Source organism: Brevibacillus sp. MER 51, assembly GCF_023714195.1.
Taxonomy (GTDB): domain Bacteria; phylum Bacillota; class Bacilli; order Brevibacillales; family Brevibacillaceae; genus Brevibacillus.
Genome location: NZ_JAMAUS010000003.1, coordinates 195,317 through 213,139 on the forward strand (window position 1 = coordinate 195,317; position 17,823 = coordinate 213,139).

Below are 17,823 nucleotides of genomic sequence, written 5' to 3' on the forward strand. Positions count from 1 at the left end.
CAGATTACAACCGCTTCTAGTACACTCGCCGAAATGGCAGAAGAGCTGCAGCATTCCATTCGTAAGTTTCAATTGTAATGCGAGAACAGGCGGGGGTGCCATGTGTTTAATCAAATCAGAGATGTAAAGTATGCATTATCTGCATTGGAAGAGTCATCTGTTATTTCGATAACAGATGAAAAAGGAATCATCACCTACGTCAATCACAACTTCTGTCAAATATCCAAGTTTAGTAGAGAGGAATTAATCGGAAAAAACCATAACATCGTCGATTCCGGTTTCCATCCGAGAAACTATTTTAAATCGCTATGGGATACCATCAGCCTAGGAAAAGTGTGGAAAGGCGAGATGAAAAATCGGGCAAAGGACGGTACGGAATACTGGCTTAGCATGACGTTAGTGCCGTTCATGAACGACAGTGGTTTCCTTTATCAGTACGTGGCAATTGGGACGGACATCACGAAACGAAAGCAGATGGAAGAGTCTCTTTCAAAGACGATGAAGGACTTGCACGATATCAAAAATGCACTTGATGAATCTTCGATTGTAGCGATTACAGACGATAAAGGCGTCATTACTTATGTAAATGACAAGTTTTGTGAAATCTCCAGATACGAAGTGGATGAATTGGTTGGAAATACACATCGGGTCATTAACTCTTGCTATCATTCCAAGTCGTTTTTTAAATTGATGTGGGAAACGATCAAGCAAGGACGAGTCTGGAAGGGCGAAGTGAAGAACCGCGCCAAAAACGGCAGTGAATACTGGATGAATACGACCATCGTGCCATTTTTAGACGACCGGGGAGTTCCATATCAATATGTTTCGATCCGTACGGATATTACCGACCGGATTGAAGCAGAGGCAGCATTGGCAGAAGCATTGCAGAACGATTTTCGCAGGACGGTCCAAAACTTGCAAAACTGCGTGTTCAAGATCGTAACAGATCCAAAAGGAAACATCACCTATACCTTGTGTGAAGGGAAAATTGCCGAAGAGCTCGGGCTAACGTCTGAGAGGATGTTGAGAAAAACATCGTATGAAATCTTTCCATATGAGGTAGCGGAGCAAATGGAAAGCTATTTTCGCAGAGCATTTGCTGGTGAGTCTGTTACCTTCGAACTGAAACTATCCGGAAATGATTATTACATTACATTGTCGCCTATTGAGGAAAACGGAGAGATCGTGGAAATGGTAGGCTCCATGATTGACATCACCGAGAGAAAAAAGGCAGAAGAAACGATTCGCTACATGGCCCATTACGATTCCTTAACCAACCTGCCTAATCGAACGCTTTTTCATGAAAAACTGGCTGAGGCCATGCTCAAGGCAAAACAAAAAAATGAGAAAATCGGCGTCATGTTCATCGATTTGGATCGTTTCAAAAACATCAATGACACGCTTGGCCACTCCATTGGGGATGTCCTTTTACAAGCAGTAGCAAATCGTCTCATCGGTTGTTTGCGAAAAGAAGATTCTGTTTCTCGACTAGGTGGAGATGAGTTCGCCATCTTTCTCACAGGTGTCTCACACATGGAGGTTGGTGAAATTGCGCAGCGAATCATCACGAGCATGTCCGAATCGATTACGTTAGACCATATCGAAATCGTTATCACACCAAGTATCGGCATCAGCATGTATCCGGATGATGGAGACGATATCGAAGCGCTACTGAAGCATGCAGACGCTGCCATGTATTTGGCAAAAGAGCAAGGAAAAAATAATTATCAATTTTTCTCGGAGGAGCTGCATCAGGTTTTAGCTAAAAAGCTTCAGCTTGAAAGAGAGCTGCGAAAAGCTCTGGATGAGAAACAATTTACACTGCACTACCAACCGAAGATTCATTTGCACACCGGCAAGATTATCGGCATGGAGGCGCTGATTCGTTGGGAACATCCAGACCTCGGTCTCATCCCACCAATTCAATTTATCCCGATCGCAGAAGAAACAGGCTTAATCGTTCCACTTGGGGAATGGGTAATGCGAACGGCATGCCAGCAAACAAAAGTGTGGCAAGAAGCAGGCTATACAGAACTGGCTGTTGCAGTGAATATATCCTTACGCCAATTTATGCAAAACAATCTCATTGAGATGATTACCTCGATCCTCGAAGAAACAGACTTATCACCGCAATTCTTGGAGCTGGAAATCACGGAAAGCATGGCGCTAAATGTAGACTATACGATACGGATTTTGAATCGCTTGAAAGGTCTTGGGATTAGCATCAGTATCGATGATTTCGGGACGGGCTACAGTTCTTTGAGCTATCTAAGTCAATTTCCGATCGACCGGCTCAAAATCGATCAATCCTTTGTCCGGAATTTGAATCCACGGAATCAAGCGATTATAAAAACGATCATCGACATGGCACACAACATGAAAATTGCCGTTATTGCAGAGGGCGTAGAAACACGCGAACATGTTGAATTTCTAAAGGAACAAATGTGTAATGAAGTCCAAGGGTACTTTTACAGTAAGCCGCTGCCCGCGAAAGAAATCGATTCCTTTTTGCAGGTAAATCGTTATGGGGAATCAGGCAGCATGGTTAAGTGAGACCATCGAGATTAACAAAAGGAAAGCGGTGAAGGAGCTTGGATCACCAGATACTTGGAACGTACGACAGTTTCCTTGTGATACTATCTTATTTAATCGCGGTTGCAGCTTCTTTTTCTGCTCTCAACCTGGCAGCCAGAGTGAGTAAAAGTAAGGGGAAGCATCAGCTACTCTGGTTGATTTTTGGTGCCACAACGATGGGGCTTGGAATCTGGTCCATGCATTTTGTCGGAATGCTGGCACTTACCCTCCCCATTAAGGTTTTGTATGACATGGAGTATGTCGTCCTATCCGTCATCCTTGCTATTTTTGTCTCAAGCATAGCCTTGTTTACCGTCACGAAAAGCAACTTACATGTGAGACAGCTAGGTATCGCGGGAATTCTTATGGCTGCTGGAATATCTGGGATGCATTACGTTGGAATGGCCGCGATGATTATTGAAATTACATACGATATGTGGATCGTCATTTTATCCATTATCATCGCAGCGACTGCTTCGGCAGCGGCACTTTGGCTCTTGTTTTACTTTCGCCGTGATCAATCAAAATACGCGTATTTATACAAATTGGGCAGCTCACTCATAATGGGAGCAGCAATCGCGGGCATGCATTACACCGGGATGGTTGCAGCGCATTTCTACGTTACAGAACTGCCAACAACAGAAGTGGAAACGCAGATTGAGCCGGAGACCTTGGCCTATATCATTGTCTTGGCCACCTTTTTACTGATCGGCATTACATTGTTCGGCTTGTTTATTAACAAACGACTCTCGCAAAAAGATACGGTCATTCAGGAAAGTGAAAGCTGGTATCGTTCCCTTTATAAAAATAATGAGTACGGGATTATTTCCTTAGATACAGGCGGATGTATTATCAAAATGAACCCAGCTGTTACGAAGATTGGTGGATTGCGGGAGGAAGAATTCATCAATCAACACGTATCGAAAATTGGCATGCATATTGTAGAGGAGAAAAGGGACATCACCAAAGATTCTTTTGCCCAGTCTTTTCAGCCCAATCGGAATAATTTTGAGACGACCATTTTTCATCCGAACGGAAATCGCGTAGAGTTGAGTGTACTCAATGTCCCGGTTGAGATTGAAGGAGAAGTGGTGGGGAATCACATCATTGTGAAGGATATTACCGAAGAGAATCGCGTGAAAGAAAAAATCAGATATTTAGCTTATCACGATGAGCTGACCGACTTGCCGAACCGAAGAAAGTTTAATCAAGTTCTTCATCAATCCATTGAAAAAAGCAGCCAAGATTTATCGAGCTTTGCCATCATGGTTATCGACATCGATCGTTTCAAAATGATCAATGATTCCTTGGGTCACTCCTACGGCGATATCTTTTTGCAGGGGGTCAGCGACAGAATTGCAAAGAGTGCGGAAGGGTACCACGCCACAATTGCCCGGATGGGTGGAGATGAATTTACCATCCTTTGCGAAACAGGAGCGGACCGCAGGGAAGCGGCGAGTTTAGCGGATAAGATCATTGAAGCGTTGAAACAGCCATTCTCGCTAAAAGACAGTGAGTTTTACATATCAGCGAGTATCGGAACGGCAATCTTCCCAGACCATGGAACGGATGCTGTCGCGCTGCTCAAAAAAGCGGATACGGCCATGTACGAGGTGAAAAAACAGGGGAAAAATGGTCATCTGTTCTACACGCCCGAATTTGACGTCCAATTGCTGGAAAATATTGAAATAGAACGTGATCTCAGAAAAGCAATTGAACGAAAAGAGCTGGTGGTGTACTACCAACCTCAATTTCATTCGGAAAGTAATCGCATGATCGGAGTGGAGGCGCTCGTCAGGTGGAATCATCCTACCAAAGGGATGCTTTCACCAGGAGTGTTTATCCCTATTGCTGAAGAGACAGGGTTGATCTATGAGATCGGTACATGGGTGCTCCGCGAAGCGTGCAGGCAAATGAAGCAGTGGCATGATGGAGGGGGACCGTTGATACCCGTTTCCGTCAACTTGTCCTCCCATCAATTTCACCAACGGAACCTCGTCCAGTACATCAAAAATATCCTCGAGGAAACCAAGCTTGCCCCGCACTTTTTGGAGCTGGAAATCACGGAGAGCATGATGATGGATCCGGCAGTATCGATCAGTATCCTGCAAGAGTTAAACAAAATCGGAACGAGAATTAGCTTGGATGATTTTGGAACCGGTTACAGCTCATTGAGCTATTTGAAAAAGTTTCCGATTCACAAGCTAAAGATTGACCGCTCCTTCATAACAGACCTGTCTCGAAATGAAAACGATAAAGCCATTGTGGCCACCATCATTTCGATGGCAAAGCATCTGAAATTGGATGTGATTGCAGAAGGCATTGAAACGAAGGATCAGCTGGATATTTTAACAGAAAATCATTGCAAGGAAATTCAAGGGTACTATTACAGTCGCCCATTATCAGCGAATGAGGTGGAGCAAGTGTTTTTTGTTCCCATAAGAACGCATCTAAGCCAAGAAGCGTAAGCAAATAACTCCCTGTCTTAAATAGATGGGGAGCTTTTTTAAATGTACATAGCAGGAAATGTAAATTTGGGTATTGTATACCCTACAGGGGTATTGTAAAATGTAATCGAGGTAAGTTTCCCAAAAACAAAGGAGGATGTAAAATGAATGTCACTTTGAACGTACAAGGAATGTCCTGCAATCACTGCGTTATCTCTATAGAAGGTGCTCTACAAAAACTGGAAGGGGTTAGCAAAGCAACGGTAAGCCTTGCTGACAATCAGGTAAGCGTGACTTTTGATGAATCTGTTGTTTCGCTGGAAAATGTGAAAGAGACGATTGAAGATCAAGGATACGATGTCGTTTAAGCAAAAGTTGCGGGAAAGGCTGTGATTGTAGAATTGCAGCCTTTCGTATATCGATCAGTTGACCGAATATTACAAATCCAGATAGTGTAGGAGGAATGCTTTTTGAAGCGTGTACAGTTTGCCGTAAGTCCAGAAATTCGTGTCGGGGGTTCTGTGTTTACTCCTGCAGATATGATGGCAATCGGTCAAATCGTTGGCGAGGATGCCCAACTCGAACTTTCGATCTTTCAGCAGCTTATTGTCGAGATGAATGAAGAGAAGGCGGAGGCTGCCAAAAATGCGCTGCGTGACAAAGGCTTATGCGTGTACGAAACGGGCTCTGTTGTAAAGAATTTGTCAGTCTGTTCTTTTTGCAAAGGAGCGGAGATTGAAGGGCTTATGGCAGCGAGAAATTTAAATGACACGATTGCAGGGATGACCGTTCCTTTTACGATGAGAGTCGGTTATACAGGCTGCCCAAATGCCTGTGGAGAGCCGTTGGTAAAAGATATCGGGATCGTCAAGCGAAAAGAAACCTTTGAAATCTACGTCGGAGGCCAATCGAAAACAATGGAGGCCAGAACAGCCCAGCTCCTGATCGAGCAGGTGAAGGAAGAACAATTATCCACCATCGTCCAAAGCATCATTGCGTTGTATCAGACGCAAGGGAAAAAGAGAGAGAAGTTTTTCAAGTTTGTCGAGCGATTTGGATTGGAGAATGTCCGAAAAGAATTGGGGCTGTCTTCCTGACAGAGATGTGAATATTGGTAGGATGATTAGAGGGGGAATCTTATTGTCAAATGCGGAATTGAACATTGTACAGTCTTGTCATACATCTGATCGAAACAGTCATCATTCAGAAAAAACCAAGCAAAACTTGCAGGCGCGTCTCAATCGGATTGAGGGGCAGATTCGCGGGATTAAGGGCATGGTGGAGAAGGATGCTTATTGTGATGATGTCTTGAATCAAATTGCTGCAGTACAATCTGCCTTAAATTCAGTCGGACGTATCCTTTTGGAAGGACATATGAAATCCTGTGTGATTGAGCGCATCCAAGAAGGGGACAGTGCAGTCATTGACGAGCTGTTAACCACGATGAATAAGTTGATGAAATAAAAAGCTTCAGAAATGAAGCTTTTTTATAATGGAGAAAGCGTGTGACGGTACAAAATCTGGACAAGTTTTGAAATGAAGCAGGGAGGCGTTTTTTAACAGTAAAAAGACGAAGACGACGGTCTATGCATGAATTCAACGAGGGTGTCCTTTTCTAGTTCGTTTTGTCCTATTTAGTTGGCGTAGGACATACTTTACAATGAGGGGAATATACTCGGGGGTGGTATCTTGAGCGCGGTGTATCAGGTCCTGATCTACGTCAGTCTCGCTTATGCTTGCTTCACATGGTTTATTTGGCGACGAAAGCAAGGAATCGATCATATGCAAGGCATGATGAGCACAATGTCTGTCAGTATGATGATTGGCCTGATCGGAGGGTTGATCTTCGGCGATGTTTACAAGGGAGATCTTTATGTATCCACTATGTGGGGAATGCTGGCAGGTGGACTGTCTGGGTTTTTGCTAGGCGTTCCATTGTCGATCCTGAGTATTGTAGAAGGAATCTTATCTGGCGTCATGGGCGGGATGATGGGCGCGATGCTGGGAGAAATGGTTCCCGGTGAAAAAGTAGAGCCTCTCCTGTTTGTTTTCGTCATGCTCTATACCGTATGTATGCTACTCGTATCCAAGCTGATTGATTTCAATAAAAAAGAAACGAAGTGGTCTTCCTTTTTTCATCATCCAGCTACCCCAGCTGTGTTGCTGCTTGCCGTCTTCTTCTGGTTTCAATCGTTACCGTTTCCATCCCCGGCGCTTTATGCGACAGAAATCACCCTCACAGCCGTCGACTTTTCCTATAAACCGAACCAATTTACTGTTAAAAAAGATACGGAGATCAAAGTCGTCTTTCAAAATGTTGGCAATGTTGAGCACGATATTAAGGTTGCCTCTCATGGTAAAATCGTTACGATTTCAGAATCAAGCAGTGAACATCAGCATGGAGGAATGGTTGAGGGTGTGGTTCACTTGCGCGCCAAACCAGGAGAGTCTGTTGAAACAGTGTGGAAGGCATTGGAGGAAGGAAACTATGAATTTTATTGTACGATCCCGGGACACAAAGAAAGCGGCATGATTGGTAGCTTGCAAGTGACGGGATGAAGCAACGGGGGAGGAGAATGCCTTTCTTTTTGGGGTAGCAATCACGCCTACTGGGTGGGCTGCATAGTGTAGTCATGAAGGAAGTGACATTGCAAGTTGGAGGAGGATATTGGCATTGCATTCGCAAACACGCGACTACTTTCCGTACGTTGGTCCCTTCGATCCTTGTCCGCCGATTCGGGTAAAGACATACCAGGTGCCCCCTCAGCTTTTTATGCAGTTTCAGCCGGAGAACTTGCCGCAATACAGCCCGATGGAAGCGTTGAAATTAGGTACGCTATGGCCGGCGCTTTTTAGCCCATATGACCCCAGACTGAGTCATTTAGGGAGGGGAGGCACATGACAGCTGAAAATAGATTTGGCGATGAACAATATTACGCATTGCTTGAACAGTTGCAAGCGATCGACTTCGTGCTGGTAGAGCTAAATCTTTACTTAGATACCCATCCAACCGATCAGAATGCGCTCCAGCAGTTTAACGATTTAACGGAACAACGCTGGGTTTTGGCAAACGAGTATGAGAGGCTGTATGGACCTTTGCAAAATCTTGGCCGCAGCTATTCAGGCTATCCGTGGCAGTGGAATGATGATCCATGGCCTTGGCAAGTTTAGAAGAGAGGGATAACGAAACCGATGTGGATCTATGAAAAAAAACTACAGTATCCGGTTCGTGTCAGTAAGTGCGATGTAAGAATGGCGAAGTATTTGATTGAGCAATACGGAGGAGCAGATGGAGAGCTTGCAGCCGCTTTGCGCTATATGAATCAGCGGTATACAATCCCAAATAAAGTGGTCGGATTATTAACGGATATCGCTACCGAGGAGTTTGCGCATCTCGAGATGATTGCCACGATGGTGTATAAGCTGACCAAAGACGCGACGGTAGAAGAATTGAAGGAAGCTGGTCTGGGTGACCATTACGCCAATCATGATCGGGCGCTCTTTTACAACAATGCCAGTGGTGTACCGTGGACGGCTGCCTACATCGCTGCCAAGGGCGATCCAATCGCTGATTTGTATGAGGATATCGCAGCAGAAGAAAAAGCCCGCGCGACGTATCAATGGCTGATCGACATGACCGACGATGTTGATTTGCAGGACAGCTTGAAGTTTTTGCGGGAGCGGGAAGTCGTCCACTCTATGCGTTTCCGCGAGGCTGTAGAGATTTTGAAGGAAGAGCGGGATGCGAAGAAGATATTTTGAATGTTAAAAAAGAGAGCTGGTGGGCTCTCTTTTTGTTTCTATGGCTGTTGCTGTTCAAAGGCTGGAGGAACAACTATGATGGATTTTTTTCCTCGATTTTGTGCAAAAAACACATGACATTCCAACATTTCCGCGACGTCTCGTAACGGTACAACCAGAATGGTGTTATTGTACAGCTTCGCTTTTGCAGGGACAGGGATTGGCTGACCATTTAGCACAAAGCGATCGCCGCCAACTGGAATTTTTAGCGTGTTATAGTTATCTTGGATAAGTGTTGCGGTTTGTGTAGAATCGTCCCATTGGATAGTAACTCCAAGTATATCTGCTAGTTCTCGAAGGGAAACATAAGTGACATTGTTTTCGGCAAATACTTGTTGAACAAGCTTTTTGTTATCCACTGTTATACTCATTGAAGTGTTTTCTTTATATGGTGCAGAGTCTTTGTGGTTATACAGTATATCAATAACTTCAATGTGATTGTAATTTATTTGTGATTTAATAGAATCTATCGGTATTTTGAAAGTCGCTCTTGCAAATTCTCCCGGTTCTAACTTCGAAGACGAAATCTCATAAGAGTGGGTAGCTTCGGGATGGAACTGAGCTTCGCCATCTATATCTCTTAATAAGAGTCCTGTGTACTCGAAAGTAGCTGTTGCCTCTCCTTGATTTAGTAATAGGGCCTCTATGATGTACGTTTCATCTATTAGTTCAGTATACAGTATTGTCGTTTTGATGTTTGATCTCGGTTCTGCTTTCTTCCCTAATGTAAATGTATACGTTGGCTTAAAATCAACCCCTTCATTTGGATGCGTAAATTCAGGAGTTATTTCAAAGATGACTATTTCGAAATTATCGAAATGGTCATCGTCTGGCTCCAAATTAGCGGATTCAAAGTATGTAGGTTTCAAACTGATTTTTTGCCCTTGTTTATTGAACAGATCAATGCTTCCTTTAAGGTTGATAAGTTCATATTCACTGACATTTCCCCAACGCAAGAAACCTGACGCTTTTCGACTTCCATCTGGTCTTTTTTCGAATGTTAAATCAGTCAATTCAAATTGTAAAGGATTCTTCTCCAATGATGCCAAGGAAACTGGAACTGAAGCAAAGAAAATAAAAAAGCTCAAAGCAAGGCACGTAAAAAGTCTCACCATTTTCACCAACTCAAATCACCCCAAGATTGAAAATATCATGTTAGAAAAGCATTCAGTAAAGAAGGCTTTTCCCTTCTCATCTATAAAGAAGATCATTCGGAATGACGACGATGGTTTTCTGACCCCCTTTATGTTCAAAAACAACATAGTAATCCAGCATTTCTACAATATCTCGTAAAGGTACAACCAGGGTGGTGTTATTGTACAGCTTCGCTTTTCCCGACACAGTAGTTTCGCGACCTTGATCAATAAAGCGATCACTGCCAACCGGTATGACTATTTGTCTATCGTATTCCATGAAGTTGTCTCTCAGGATGAGCGTTGCCGTTTGGGTAGGATCATTCCACTGGATCGTAGCACCAAGAACGTCGGCTAACTCGCGAAGGGAAACATAAGTGACATCATTTTCAATAAAGGTTTGTTGCACAAGCTTTTTATTATTTACGGTCACAGTCACTGCTGAGTACTCTTTATAAGGAGCAGAATTATCGCGGAGAATCAAAATACTAATTTTTCTGATGTCATTTATGTTTTTAAACCTAGAATCAATAAAATCTAAGGGCAGTTCAAATTTTGCTTCTACAAAATGTCCCGGCTCTAGCTTCAACGATGAATTGATAACAGTGTGGCTAGTTTCGGGGTAGAAGTGGTCCATTCCGTTTTTGCCCTCAAATGAGAGACCTGCGTAGCTAAAATTTGTAGCGGTTGCTTCACCTAGATTAAGTAATAGGGCATAAATAAAAAACGTGTTGTTGTCCTCTGATCTTCCATAAATCATTGAATCTACAATGACATTTGCCTTGAGTTCTGCCCCTTCAGACTCTGGAACTGAAGCAAAGAAAATAAAAAAGATTGCAAGAAGGCACGCTAAAAGTCTAACCATTTTCACCATTTCAAATCACCCCAAGATTGAAAATAACATGCTGGAAAAGCCCTCCTAAAAGAAGGCTTTTCCCTCACACATCCATAATAATCGGCAGGATCATGGGTCTGCGCTTTGTTTTGGCATACACGAATTTCCCAATCGATTCCCGCATTCCTTGTTTCAAGCGGTTCCACTGGCTCACATTTGCTTCCTGCAAATTGGTGATCACCTCGGATGCAATGCGAGTCGCTTCTTCCAACAGGCCCTCCGATTCCGGGGCATGGATGAATCCGCGAGAAATAAGGTCAGGACCCGACAAAATCTTGCCGTCGGTTTTGCTGCGCGTCACAACGATTACGAGAATGCCATCTTCCGAAAGATGTTTGCGATCCCGTAATATTCCATTCCCTACATCACCGATTCCTAAACCATCCACCAACGTATTTCCAGCAGGGATTTTTCTTTCCTGCATAGCCACACCGTCCTGAATATCCACGACATCTCCGTTATTCACAATGAAAATGGACTCGAAATCAACGCCGACAGATTCAGCCAACAGACGATGTTGATGGAGCATCCGATACTCGCCGTGAATGGGGATAAAGTATTTTGGCTTCATGAGAGTGAGCATGAGCTTCAATTCTTCCTGGAAGCCATGACCGGATACATGCATACCCGTCCCGGAGCCATAAATAACGTTGGCACCCATGATAAACAAGTTGTCGACGATGCGCGCTACATTTCGTTCATTCCCTGGAATAGGGGATGAAGAGAGGATCACAGTATCGCCGCGTTCTACTTTCACGTGCCGATAGCCGGAGGTCGACAACCGGGATAGAGCAGCCATTGGTTCGCCTTGGCTTCCCGTGCACAGAACAGCAACACGGGCTGGATCGAGCTCGTTTACTTCTTCTACTTCCACCAGCATGTCTTCTGGAATATGCAAATAGCCTTGTTCCGATGCGATTTTGACCACATTGACCATACTTCGGCCCAGCAAAGCTAGCTTTCGATTCGTTGCTTCTGCGGCATCAATGACTTGTTGGAGACGGTATACATTGGAAGCGAACGTCGAGACAAAGATTTTCTGCTGTGCCTTACTAAATGCCTCTAACAGACGATCGCCTACGTGTTTTTCTGACGGGGTAAAGCCTGGACGCTCCGCATTGGTGCTTTCCGACAACAAAGCCAATACTCCTTTCTGACCGATTTCAGCCATTCTGTGCAAATCGGGGGATTGCTTATGCACCGGCGTTAAATCAAATTTAAAATCGCCCGTATGCACAATGGAGCCTGCTTTTGTCTCAAATACAACGCCCAAGCAATCGGGGATACTATGGTTCGTCTGAAAAAAGCTGATCGAGAGCGAGCCCAATGAAATAGTAGAGTCACGATCGATGGAGATGAGGGTGGACTGATGAAGCAAATTATGCTCCTTCAGCTTTAATTCGATCAGACCTAACGTTAAGCGGGTACCATACACAGGGACGTTTAGTTGTCGCAAAAAATAAGGAATGCCCCCGATGTGATCCTCATGCCCATGCGTGACAATCAAGGCTCGGACTTTTTCTTGATTTTCCAGCAGATAACTAATGTCCGGTATGATCAGATCAATTCCTAAATAACTCTCATCCGGGAACTTCGAGCCACAATCGATGAGGACAATTTCATCCCCATATTGAATCCCGTACATGTTTTTGCCGATTTCATATACTCCTCCTAAAGCAAAAATAGAAAGAGTTTCATTCGATGTATTCATAAGCAGTCTATGACCTCCCCAAAGCATCTTGTGGTTACTTTTGCCTATTGGAAAGCTGAGTATGTATGGATAGCAGGGGAGATCATGCAGTAAAAATGGATGAATGAACCAAACAGGAGTCGGGCACACTGGGGTAAGACTCATTTTGGAAGGGAGCAGCTCCGGTGAAAACCAAACGATTTCTTTTCCGCTTGTTTCTATTGATTGCCATTGCGGCTGGTGTGGAATGGTTTGTGTATGCGAACCAACAAGCGCAAACCGAAGTGGTAGCAGACGAGTCGCACGCTCATCATGCAGCGCCGACACTCGCTGTGACGCATACCCTTGAAAAAGATGATTTGCAGCTCAAATTGGCTGTTACGAACTTCTCTTTTTCCCTCGAAAACATGGGAAAAGAAAACAAGCACGGGGAAGGTCATGTACATCTGTACCTCGACGGCAAAAAGATCGCCAAAGTATTTGAGCCTAGCTATGTATTGAAGGATATCCCTGCTGGGAAGCATGAGGTCAAGGTAGAATTGGCCCATAATAACCACGAGTCGTATGGTGTTGCAGAGAGCTTTTCCATTGAGGTAAAGCCCTGATAAGCAAAGGGTACTGTAGGGAAAAGGAAAAAAGCCGACTTCGATACGCCTTGTGGCTTTCGAACTGTCGGCTTTTTTCATGGATAGACTAACGCATATGCACATTGACTTTTGCTTGCTGGTCTGGCAGGGCAATCACCAAAGTCGGATAGGTGATGACTTGGGTTTTCATCGAACCTGGAGCGGGTGCTTGTACCCGAACGTGTACGGCAAAGGCATGAGGGCCAGTCCGCTTGACTTGATCCGCCACTAAACGATATCCTCCTGTCGGGCGCTGTCCTGCACCTACGACAACATAGGATTTTCCATTGGCACGAACAATGGTGTGTCCGCCATTTTTTCGAACTTTTTTCAAAGCTTCCTGCACGGCAGGAGGATAGGGAGCAGCAACGGCCTCGTAAACAGCATCTGCTTGTACAGCCTCTTTCGCTACAGGCTCAGATACGGTAGGATGTTGAGGTGACAAGACTTGTGTACCCGTTACTGCCAAGGTTGCCGTTAAGAGTAAACTAGGAAATACATGCAACATCAAGATCCCTCCAATTGGTAAAAGTAATGAATCGAACATCATATAGACCGAGGTGACAGGCGTGCGTGTGAAGGATTCGCTGGAATACCTGTCCGAATCAACGCGACAAGCGATTCTACATGAACAAACCAAACGATATCAGATTGCCGAAGAGCAAGATTTAACAGCGAGATTATTGGACCCGGTTTTTATTGGGCAAGTATGGAGACAGGCAGATGAGCTGGAACGAACCGTTATCCGGCTTTTCGTAACCAAAGCGACGAGAGGTTTTTTTAGCAAACGAACTTGGGAACGCGAAACGGCAAAAGAGCACAGACATCTGTCAGTCGGCTTGACGAAATTGCGACGGCTTGGACTGATCTTGACTGTACGGAAAATGTGGAGTGAGATTGGCTATTTGATGCCACAGGAGGTTCGCGAGCAGTTGACGAATCTAATGCTGCCGGAAGCCTCTCAGGCTTTTGTTTCTCTTTCAAAAACGCTCCCTTATTATATATCAGCAGGCAGAGGGATACAGCTGGATCTTTTTGGGCTTTTGTTGTTTGTTCGGGACAATCAAATTCCCATTACGCAAAAAGGAAGTATTCATCGCAGGATGTCGCAAAAAATGCTGCCGCTGCTCTCGTTAACAGATGAGCATGTAAAAGGAATCATCATTCCGCCGATCGATCAGGAACAGAGAGAGGGCTTATCCTTGACCGTTGTCCTCGATATTGCGCTCAGACTGAGCTTGGTGCATAGGGAAGAGCGGGAACTTGTCCTCGATCTCAATCGAACGAAGCAATGGTTGCAGCAACCTCCTCTCGTACGTTGGGAAGAGATGTACCAACTCGTCATGGAACAATTTTTGCCGCATGGAGACTGGTGGGAATTTTTCATTCAATTGATGAGACAGGTTCCAGTCGAGCAGTGGTGCTCCATCCATGAGCAATTGCGCATGTTAAAAGACGCCGGATTCCCATTGCCCGACAATGCAGGGGAGCTAATTGTGGAGCAATGGCTGCATTTGCTGTTAGGCTTGGGATGGATTCAGCTCGGAATGGACGAGAATCGAATGATTTTTTGGCGTTGGAGCAGCTTGCCGCGATTGTCGGCGGAGGAAGGCTGGTTTGTGGACCCCACAGGTGCCATTACAATCCCTCCGCTTGTCCCGTTGCTGGAAGTATGGGAGATCAGCCGATTTTGCCAGATCCAATTTGATGGGCAATTGATTCGGGGTGAATTGCAAGCAAGGGTGTTGCAATCGTATTTGGCCCAAGGAGGGACGGAGGAGCAAGTCATCGAAAAGCTCCGTGCCTCCTGTGTTCATCCGTTGCCTGAAAGCTTGATTGAGGTTGTGAGCCAATGGGCGAGAACAGCGAGGCAGATTCAAATGGAGCCGTACTTCCTCGTGCGGACAGCACATGCTGGATTTCTGGAGGAATGGCGCGAAATTCCTGATTTTCGACCATTTCTTACCCAAGTGATCTCCCCGACTTCGTTTTTGATTCCGTTCACGCAGGAAAAAGAATTGATTCGTTTACTACGGCACTTCGGTTATGAACCACAAGTACTGGCGCATGTTGCTAGTGCAGGCAAGGAGCTCCAGCCACTTCAAAACAATCAAGCGGGAAATAAGGGCCTGCTTCTCATTGAACGGCCCTGGGACGGTTATGCTATAGAAAACACGTTCCCTGAGCAAAATGAGCAAATCGCAGCCCTTCCCAAAATGTGGACGAAGCATTTCCAATCGTATCATCCACAATCGATGCGGGATTTGTTTAAGCGCGCAATAGAACTGAAGCTGGAAGTCGAGATCCAGCAAAGTGGAAAAGAAAAGCTGCGCGGGCTACCAACAGAGGTACGCCTGGAAATGGGGTACTGGATGGTTACGATTGCCGGACAGGGCGGCAAACAGTCTTACCGTCTCGAGAACATCGAGCGAGTGCGCATTGTAGTGCCCGAATATCTGTACTAAGGGTGTGCATCGTGATACAATCAGGAATGACGTAAAGTTTTCAAGCTTTACGGCGAAAGGAGGTCTCGCTTTATGGAAACATTGGAAGCTGTGGATATGTCACAGTTGATCATGGAGTCTCATGAGCTGTCCACGATGATTAACCAATCGCGCGAGGTCTCAGAGTATCTGGAGGCCAAACGCCAAATGGAAGCAGATGAGGAAGTGCAACGTCTGCTCGTCGTGTTCGAGGCTAAGAAGGAACAGTACGAAGATGTGCAACGGTTCGGGAAGTATCACCCGGATTACAATCATATATCCAAAGAAGTACGGGAACTGAAGCGCAGCATTGAACTGAGGGATTCCGTACAGGCATTCAAGCGAGCAGAAGATGCTCTGGATGAACTCTTGTATCAGGTGAGTAGAACCATTGCTCATTCCGTCTCGGAAACGATCAAGGTACCGAGCAACAATCCGTTTTTAGAGGCGCAGGGCAGCGGTTGCGGGACAGGCGGAAGCTGTGGCTGCAGCGTGAAAAAGCCATCGTAATTTACGCTGTTCCAGATTCATTTTGACGCAGCAGAAAACAGTCTTCACAAAGATTGCCACAGCAAAATTGCTTTTCGTCAGGTACGCGAAAGCGGAAGCGATACACATGTTGGACGTCATCTGAACGCACGTAAATGCATTCTGGCTGTAATTTGGTATCAGTGGTCAGGCGCTCTCCTGTTTCCATGAGCTGCTTCGTTAAGAGAGGAGCAGGGAGCGTACTGCATACATAGAAAAAGAGCTGGCCTGCATATGTTTGCCAACTGCTATGGGTCACGATTTTTTCGCGGTGAAGCGCTTCCTCAAATTGATGATAAAACGTAGCCAGCATAGACCACGATTCCTTTCTGTAATAAGCTTTCACCAGTAAGTATACCACGATTGGGAAGGAGACCGACGGCAAAACATGAGAGAGCGACGCCTGGGGGTCGCCGTGTGGGTGAAAAACACGCGTGCCGCCAAAAATTTACGCAAATTTGGCACCATTCATTACATCTCCAAGCGCTTAAATTACGTTTCGATGTATGTGGATGCCAATTTGTTGGACGAAACGATTCGCATTATGGAAAAGCTGCACTTTGTAACGAAAATTGAACGTTCCCATCGCCACGAGATCCCGGTAGAGTACAACAATGCCAGACCGGATAAGGCAAAGGAATACGATTATAAACAAGAAAAGAACCAGGTTATGGCACTAGCAGAGACCTTACAGACAGAAGAAAGCAGTCAAGCAACCGTTGGTTCGACATAAGTTGTTCATAAGCTGCCATTTTTCGGCAGCTTTTTTGCTTTTGTTAAACTGGCGTACATGGTATGCTAAAGTGGAAGAAAACGAGAAGTCACGCGCATGAATGCGTTTTCAAGAGATAGATTAGCGAAAGAAAGGTGAGCATACATGATTCATCTGGATATTAACTGCGATATGGCAGAGGGCTTCAGCAGAGGTCGACAATCAGAGGATTTGGGGATTATGAAATGGATCACCTCCGTTAATATTGCTTGCGGATTGCATGCAGGGGATCCCCATATTATTTGCAGAACAATCGAAGCTGCACTCAAGCATGATGTGAAAATCGGGGCACATCCCGGCTATGCAGATATTCAAGGCTTCGGACGTCGTTCGATGAACTTGTCTGTCAATGAAGTGTATGAGCTGGTGCTGTATCAAATTGCAGCCTTGGCTGGAACTACAAAAGCACTCGGCGGGGAGCTTCACCATGTAAAGTTGCATGGCGCGCTGTATAACGAAGCGGCCGAACGGCCAGAGCTCGCCGAAGCGGTAGTTCAAGCCATTGCGGATATTGATGAAGAGCTGATCCTCTATGCACTGTCCGGCAGCAAACTTGTAGAGGCAGGGTTGGAACACGGGCTACAGGTGGCAGAGGAAGTATTTGCAGAGCGGGCTTATTTGCCGAATGGTCGATTGGCCCCGCGTGAGTTGGAAGGAAGCGTGCTGATCAGCAAGGAAGAACGCATGGAGCAGACACGTCAGCTCGTTTTAAAACAAAGAGTAATGACGGTTAATGGCGAGCACATTGACTTGGCAGCCGATACCCTTTGTGTCCATCACGAGAGCCATGACGTACTGCAATTCCTTGGCGAAGTACATAAGTGGGCAAAGCAAAACGATGTAAAAATTGAACCAATCACAGCTCGATAGGTAA

The 17,823-nt window shown here is 45.2% G+C and carries 19 protein-coding genes; 14 read left to right on the forward strand and 5 right to left on the reverse strand.

The features are described 5' to 3' along the window. Nucleotides 1-102 precede the first annotated feature (102 nt). The 9 genes from M3630_RS08015 to M3630_RS08055 all read left to right on the forward strand — a co-directional run bounded on the left by M3630_RS08015 (nucleotide 103) and on the right by M3630_RS08055 (nucleotide 8,783). Nucleotides 103-2,553, forward strand: coding sequence for an EAL domain-containing protein (locus tag M3630_RS08015; RefSeq protein WP_251251782.1), 2,451 nt, complete (start codon nucleotides 103-105; stop codon nucleotides 2,551-2,553). Nucleotides 2,554-2,591: 38 nt separating this feature from the next. Then, nucleotides 2,592-5,042, forward strand: coding sequence for a bifunctional diguanylate cyclase/phosphodiesterase (locus tag M3630_RS08020; protein WP_251251783.1), 2,451 nt, complete (start codon nucleotides 2,592-2,594; stop codon nucleotides 5,040-5,042). 143 nt (nucleotides 5,043-5,185) lie between these two features. Next, nucleotides 5,186-5,389: a copper chaperone CopZ gene (gene copZ / locus M3630_RS08025; RefSeq protein ID WP_173609655.1), complete on the forward strand. Its 204-nt coding sequence runs from the start codon at nucleotides 5,186-5,188 to the stop codon at nucleotides 5,387-5,389. Nucleotides 5,390-5,491: 102 nt separating this feature from the next. Then, on the forward strand, nucleotides 5,492-6,118 hold the full coding sequence (locus M3630_RS08030) for an NAD(P)/FAD-dependent oxidoreductase (protein ID WP_173609654.1): 627 nt from the start codon (nucleotides 5,492-5,494) through the stop codon (nucleotides 6,116-6,118). Nucleotides 6,119-6,161: 43 nt separating this feature from the next. Beyond that, a complete protein-coding gene (locus M3630_RS08035) occupies nucleotides 6,162-6,485 on the forward strand; it encodes a metal-sensitive transcriptional regulator (protein ID WP_173609653.1) in 324 nt (107 codons plus the stop codon). Nucleotides 6,486-6,719: 234 nt separating this feature from the next. Then, nucleotides 6,720-7,580: a cupredoxin domain-containing protein gene (locus M3630_RS08040; RefSeq protein ID WP_251251956.1), complete on the forward strand. Its 861-nt coding sequence runs from the start codon at nucleotides 6,720-6,722 to the stop codon at nucleotides 7,578-7,580. Between the two features lie 115 nt (nucleotides 7,581-7,695). Next, nucleotides 7,696-7,923, forward strand: coding sequence for a spore coat associated protein CotJA (locus M3630_RS08045; RefSeq protein ID WP_173609652.1), 228 nt, complete (start codon nucleotides 7,696-7,698; stop codon nucleotides 7,921-7,923). Continuing rightward, entirely contained in the window at nucleotides 7,920-8,192 is a 273-nt protein-coding gene (locus tag M3630_RS08050) for a spore coat protein CotJB (protein ID WP_173609651.1), read from the forward strand. The genes M3630_RS08045 and M3630_RS08050 overlap by 4 nt, the downstream gene beginning before the upstream one ends. 21 nt (nucleotides 8,193-8,213) lie before the next feature. After that, the gene (locus M3630_RS08055) at nucleotides 8,214-8,783 is read left to right on the forward strand and encodes a manganese catalase family protein (protein WP_007725798.1); all 570 of its coding nucleotides are present in this window, start codon (nucleotides 8,214-8,216) and stop codon (nucleotides 8,781-8,783) included. Nucleotides 8,784-8,821: 38 nt separating this feature from the next. On the opposite strand, the gene M3630_RS08060 is transcribed toward M3630_RS08055, so the two are convergent. The 3 genes from M3630_RS08060 to M3630_RS08070 form a co-directional block, all read right to left on the reverse strand. Then, a complete protein-coding gene (locus M3630_RS08060; RefSeq protein WP_251251957.1) occupies nucleotides 8,822-9,937 on the reverse strand; it encodes a copper amine oxidase N-terminal domain-containing protein in 1,116 nt (371 codons plus the stop codon). 76 nt (nucleotides 9,938-10,013) lie between these two features. Continuing rightward, nucleotides 10,014-10,829 carry a copper amine oxidase N-terminal domain-containing protein gene (locus M3630_RS08065; RefSeq protein WP_251251784.1) on the reverse strand — a complete coding sequence of 272 codons (816 nt, stop codon included), beginning with the start codon at nucleotides 10,827-10,829 and terminating at the stop codon, nucleotides 10,014-10,016. A 64-nt stretch (nucleotides 10,830-10,893) separates the two neighbouring features. Continuing rightward, entirely contained in the window at nucleotides 10,894-12,561 is a 1,668-nt protein-coding gene (locus tag M3630_RS08070; RefSeq protein WP_251251785.1) for a ribonuclease J, read from the reverse strand. Nucleotides 12,562-12,725: 164 nt separating this feature from the next. On the opposite strand from M3630_RS08070, the gene M3630_RS08075 reads away from it, so the two are divergent. Next, nucleotides 12,726-13,145, forward strand: a complete 420-nt coding sequence (locus M3630_RS08075; protein WP_173609647.1) for a thioredoxin domain-containing protein — start codon at nucleotides 12,726-12,728, stop codon at nucleotides 13,143-13,145. 88 nt (nucleotides 13,146-13,233) lie between these two features. Here the strand turns inward: M3630_RS08075 and M3630_RS08080 are convergent, their stop codons facing one another. Continuing rightward, nucleotides 13,234-13,674 carry a protease complex subunit PrcB family protein gene (locus M3630_RS08080; protein WP_251251786.1) on the reverse strand — a complete coding sequence of 147 codons (441 nt, stop codon included), beginning with the start codon at nucleotides 13,672-13,674 and terminating at the stop codon, nucleotides 13,234-13,236. Nucleotides 13,675-13,735: 61 nt separating this feature from the next. Here M3630_RS08080 and M3630_RS08085 point away from each other — a divergent pair, with 61 nt between their 5' ends. Both M3630_RS08085 and M3630_RS08090 read left to right on the forward strand, forming a co-directional pair. Then, nucleotides 13,736-15,631: a hypothetical protein gene (locus M3630_RS08085; RefSeq protein WP_251251787.1), complete on the forward strand. Its 1,896-nt coding sequence runs from the start codon at nucleotides 13,736-13,738 to the stop codon at nucleotides 15,629-15,631. Nucleotides 15,632-15,703: 72 nt separating this feature from the next. Next, complete coding sequence (locus M3630_RS08090) at nucleotides 15,704-16,159, forward strand: YlbF/YmcA family competence regulator (protein WP_173609644.1); 456 nt, start codon at nucleotides 15,704-15,706, stop codon at nucleotides 16,157-16,159. Nucleotide 16,160: 1 nt separating this feature from the next. Here M3630_RS08090 and M3630_RS08095 read toward each other — a convergent pair whose 3' ends face one another. Beyond that, nucleotides 16,161-16,490, reverse strand: coding sequence for a hypothetical protein (locus M3630_RS08095; protein WP_047068802.1), 330 nt, complete (start codon nucleotides 16,488-16,490; stop codon nucleotides 16,161-16,163). 75 nt (nucleotides 16,491-16,565) lie between these two features. Here M3630_RS08095 and M3630_RS08100 point away from each other — a divergent pair, with 75 nt between their 5' ends. Beyond that, nucleotides 16,566-16,910, forward strand: coding sequence for a YlbG family protein (locus tag M3630_RS08100; RefSeq protein ID WP_007725782.1), 345 nt, complete (start codon nucleotides 16,566-16,568; stop codon nucleotides 16,908-16,910). A gap of 144 nt (nucleotides 16,911-17,054) precedes the next feature. Next, the gene (locus tag M3630_RS08105; RefSeq protein WP_047068803.1) at nucleotides 17,055-17,819 is read left to right on the forward strand and encodes a LamB/YcsF family protein; all 765 of its coding nucleotides are present in this window, start codon (nucleotides 17,055-17,057) and stop codon (nucleotides 17,817-17,819) included. The last annotated feature ends 4 nt before the right edge of the window (nucleotides 17,820-17,823 follow it).

Bases quoted from the DNA above. Each gene is read 5' to 3' on its own strand.
- M3630_RS08050 (WP_173609651.1), top strand. From the start codon at position 7,920: ATGACAGCTGAAAATAGATTTGGCGATGAACAATATTACGCATTGCTT.
- M3630_RS08080 (WP_251251786.1), bottom strand. From the start codon at position 13,674: ATGTTGCATGTATTTCCTAGTTTACTCTTAACGGCAACCTTGGCAGTA.
- M3630_RS08065 (WP_251251784.1), bottom strand. From the start codon at position 10,829: ATGGTGAAAATGGTTAGACTTTTAGCGTGCCTTCTTGCAATCTTTTTT.
- M3630_RS08100 (WP_007725782.1), top strand. From the start codon at position 16,566: ATGAGAGAGCGACGCCTGGGGGTCGCCGTGTGGGTGAAAAACACGCGT.
- M3630_RS08095 (WP_047068802.1), bottom strand. From the start codon at position 16,490: ATGCTGGCTACGTTTTATCATCAATTTGAGGAAGCGCTTCACCGCGAA.
- copZ (WP_173609655.1), top strand. From the start codon at position 5,186: ATGAATGTCACTTTGAACGTACAAGGAATGTCCTGCAATCACTGCGTT.
- M3630_RS08070 (WP_251251785.1), bottom strand. From the start codon at position 12,561: ATGAATACATCGAATGAAACTCTTTCTATTTTTGCTTTAGGAGGAGTA.
- M3630_RS08060 (WP_251251957.1), bottom strand. From the start codon at position 9,937: ATGGTGAGACTTTTTACGTGCCTTGCTTTGAGCTTTTTTATTTTCTTT.
- M3630_RS08105 (WP_047068803.1), top strand. From the start codon at position 17,055: ATGATTCATCTGGATATTAACTGCGATATGGCAGAGGGCTTCAGCAGA.
- M3630_RS08055 (WP_007725798.1), top strand. From the start codon at position 8,214: ATGTGGATCTATGAAAAAAAACTACAGTATCCGGTTCGTGTCAGTAAG.
- M3630_RS08090 (WP_173609644.1), top strand. From the start codon at position 15,704: ATGGAAACATTGGAAGCTGTGGATATGTCACAGTTGATCATGGAGTCT.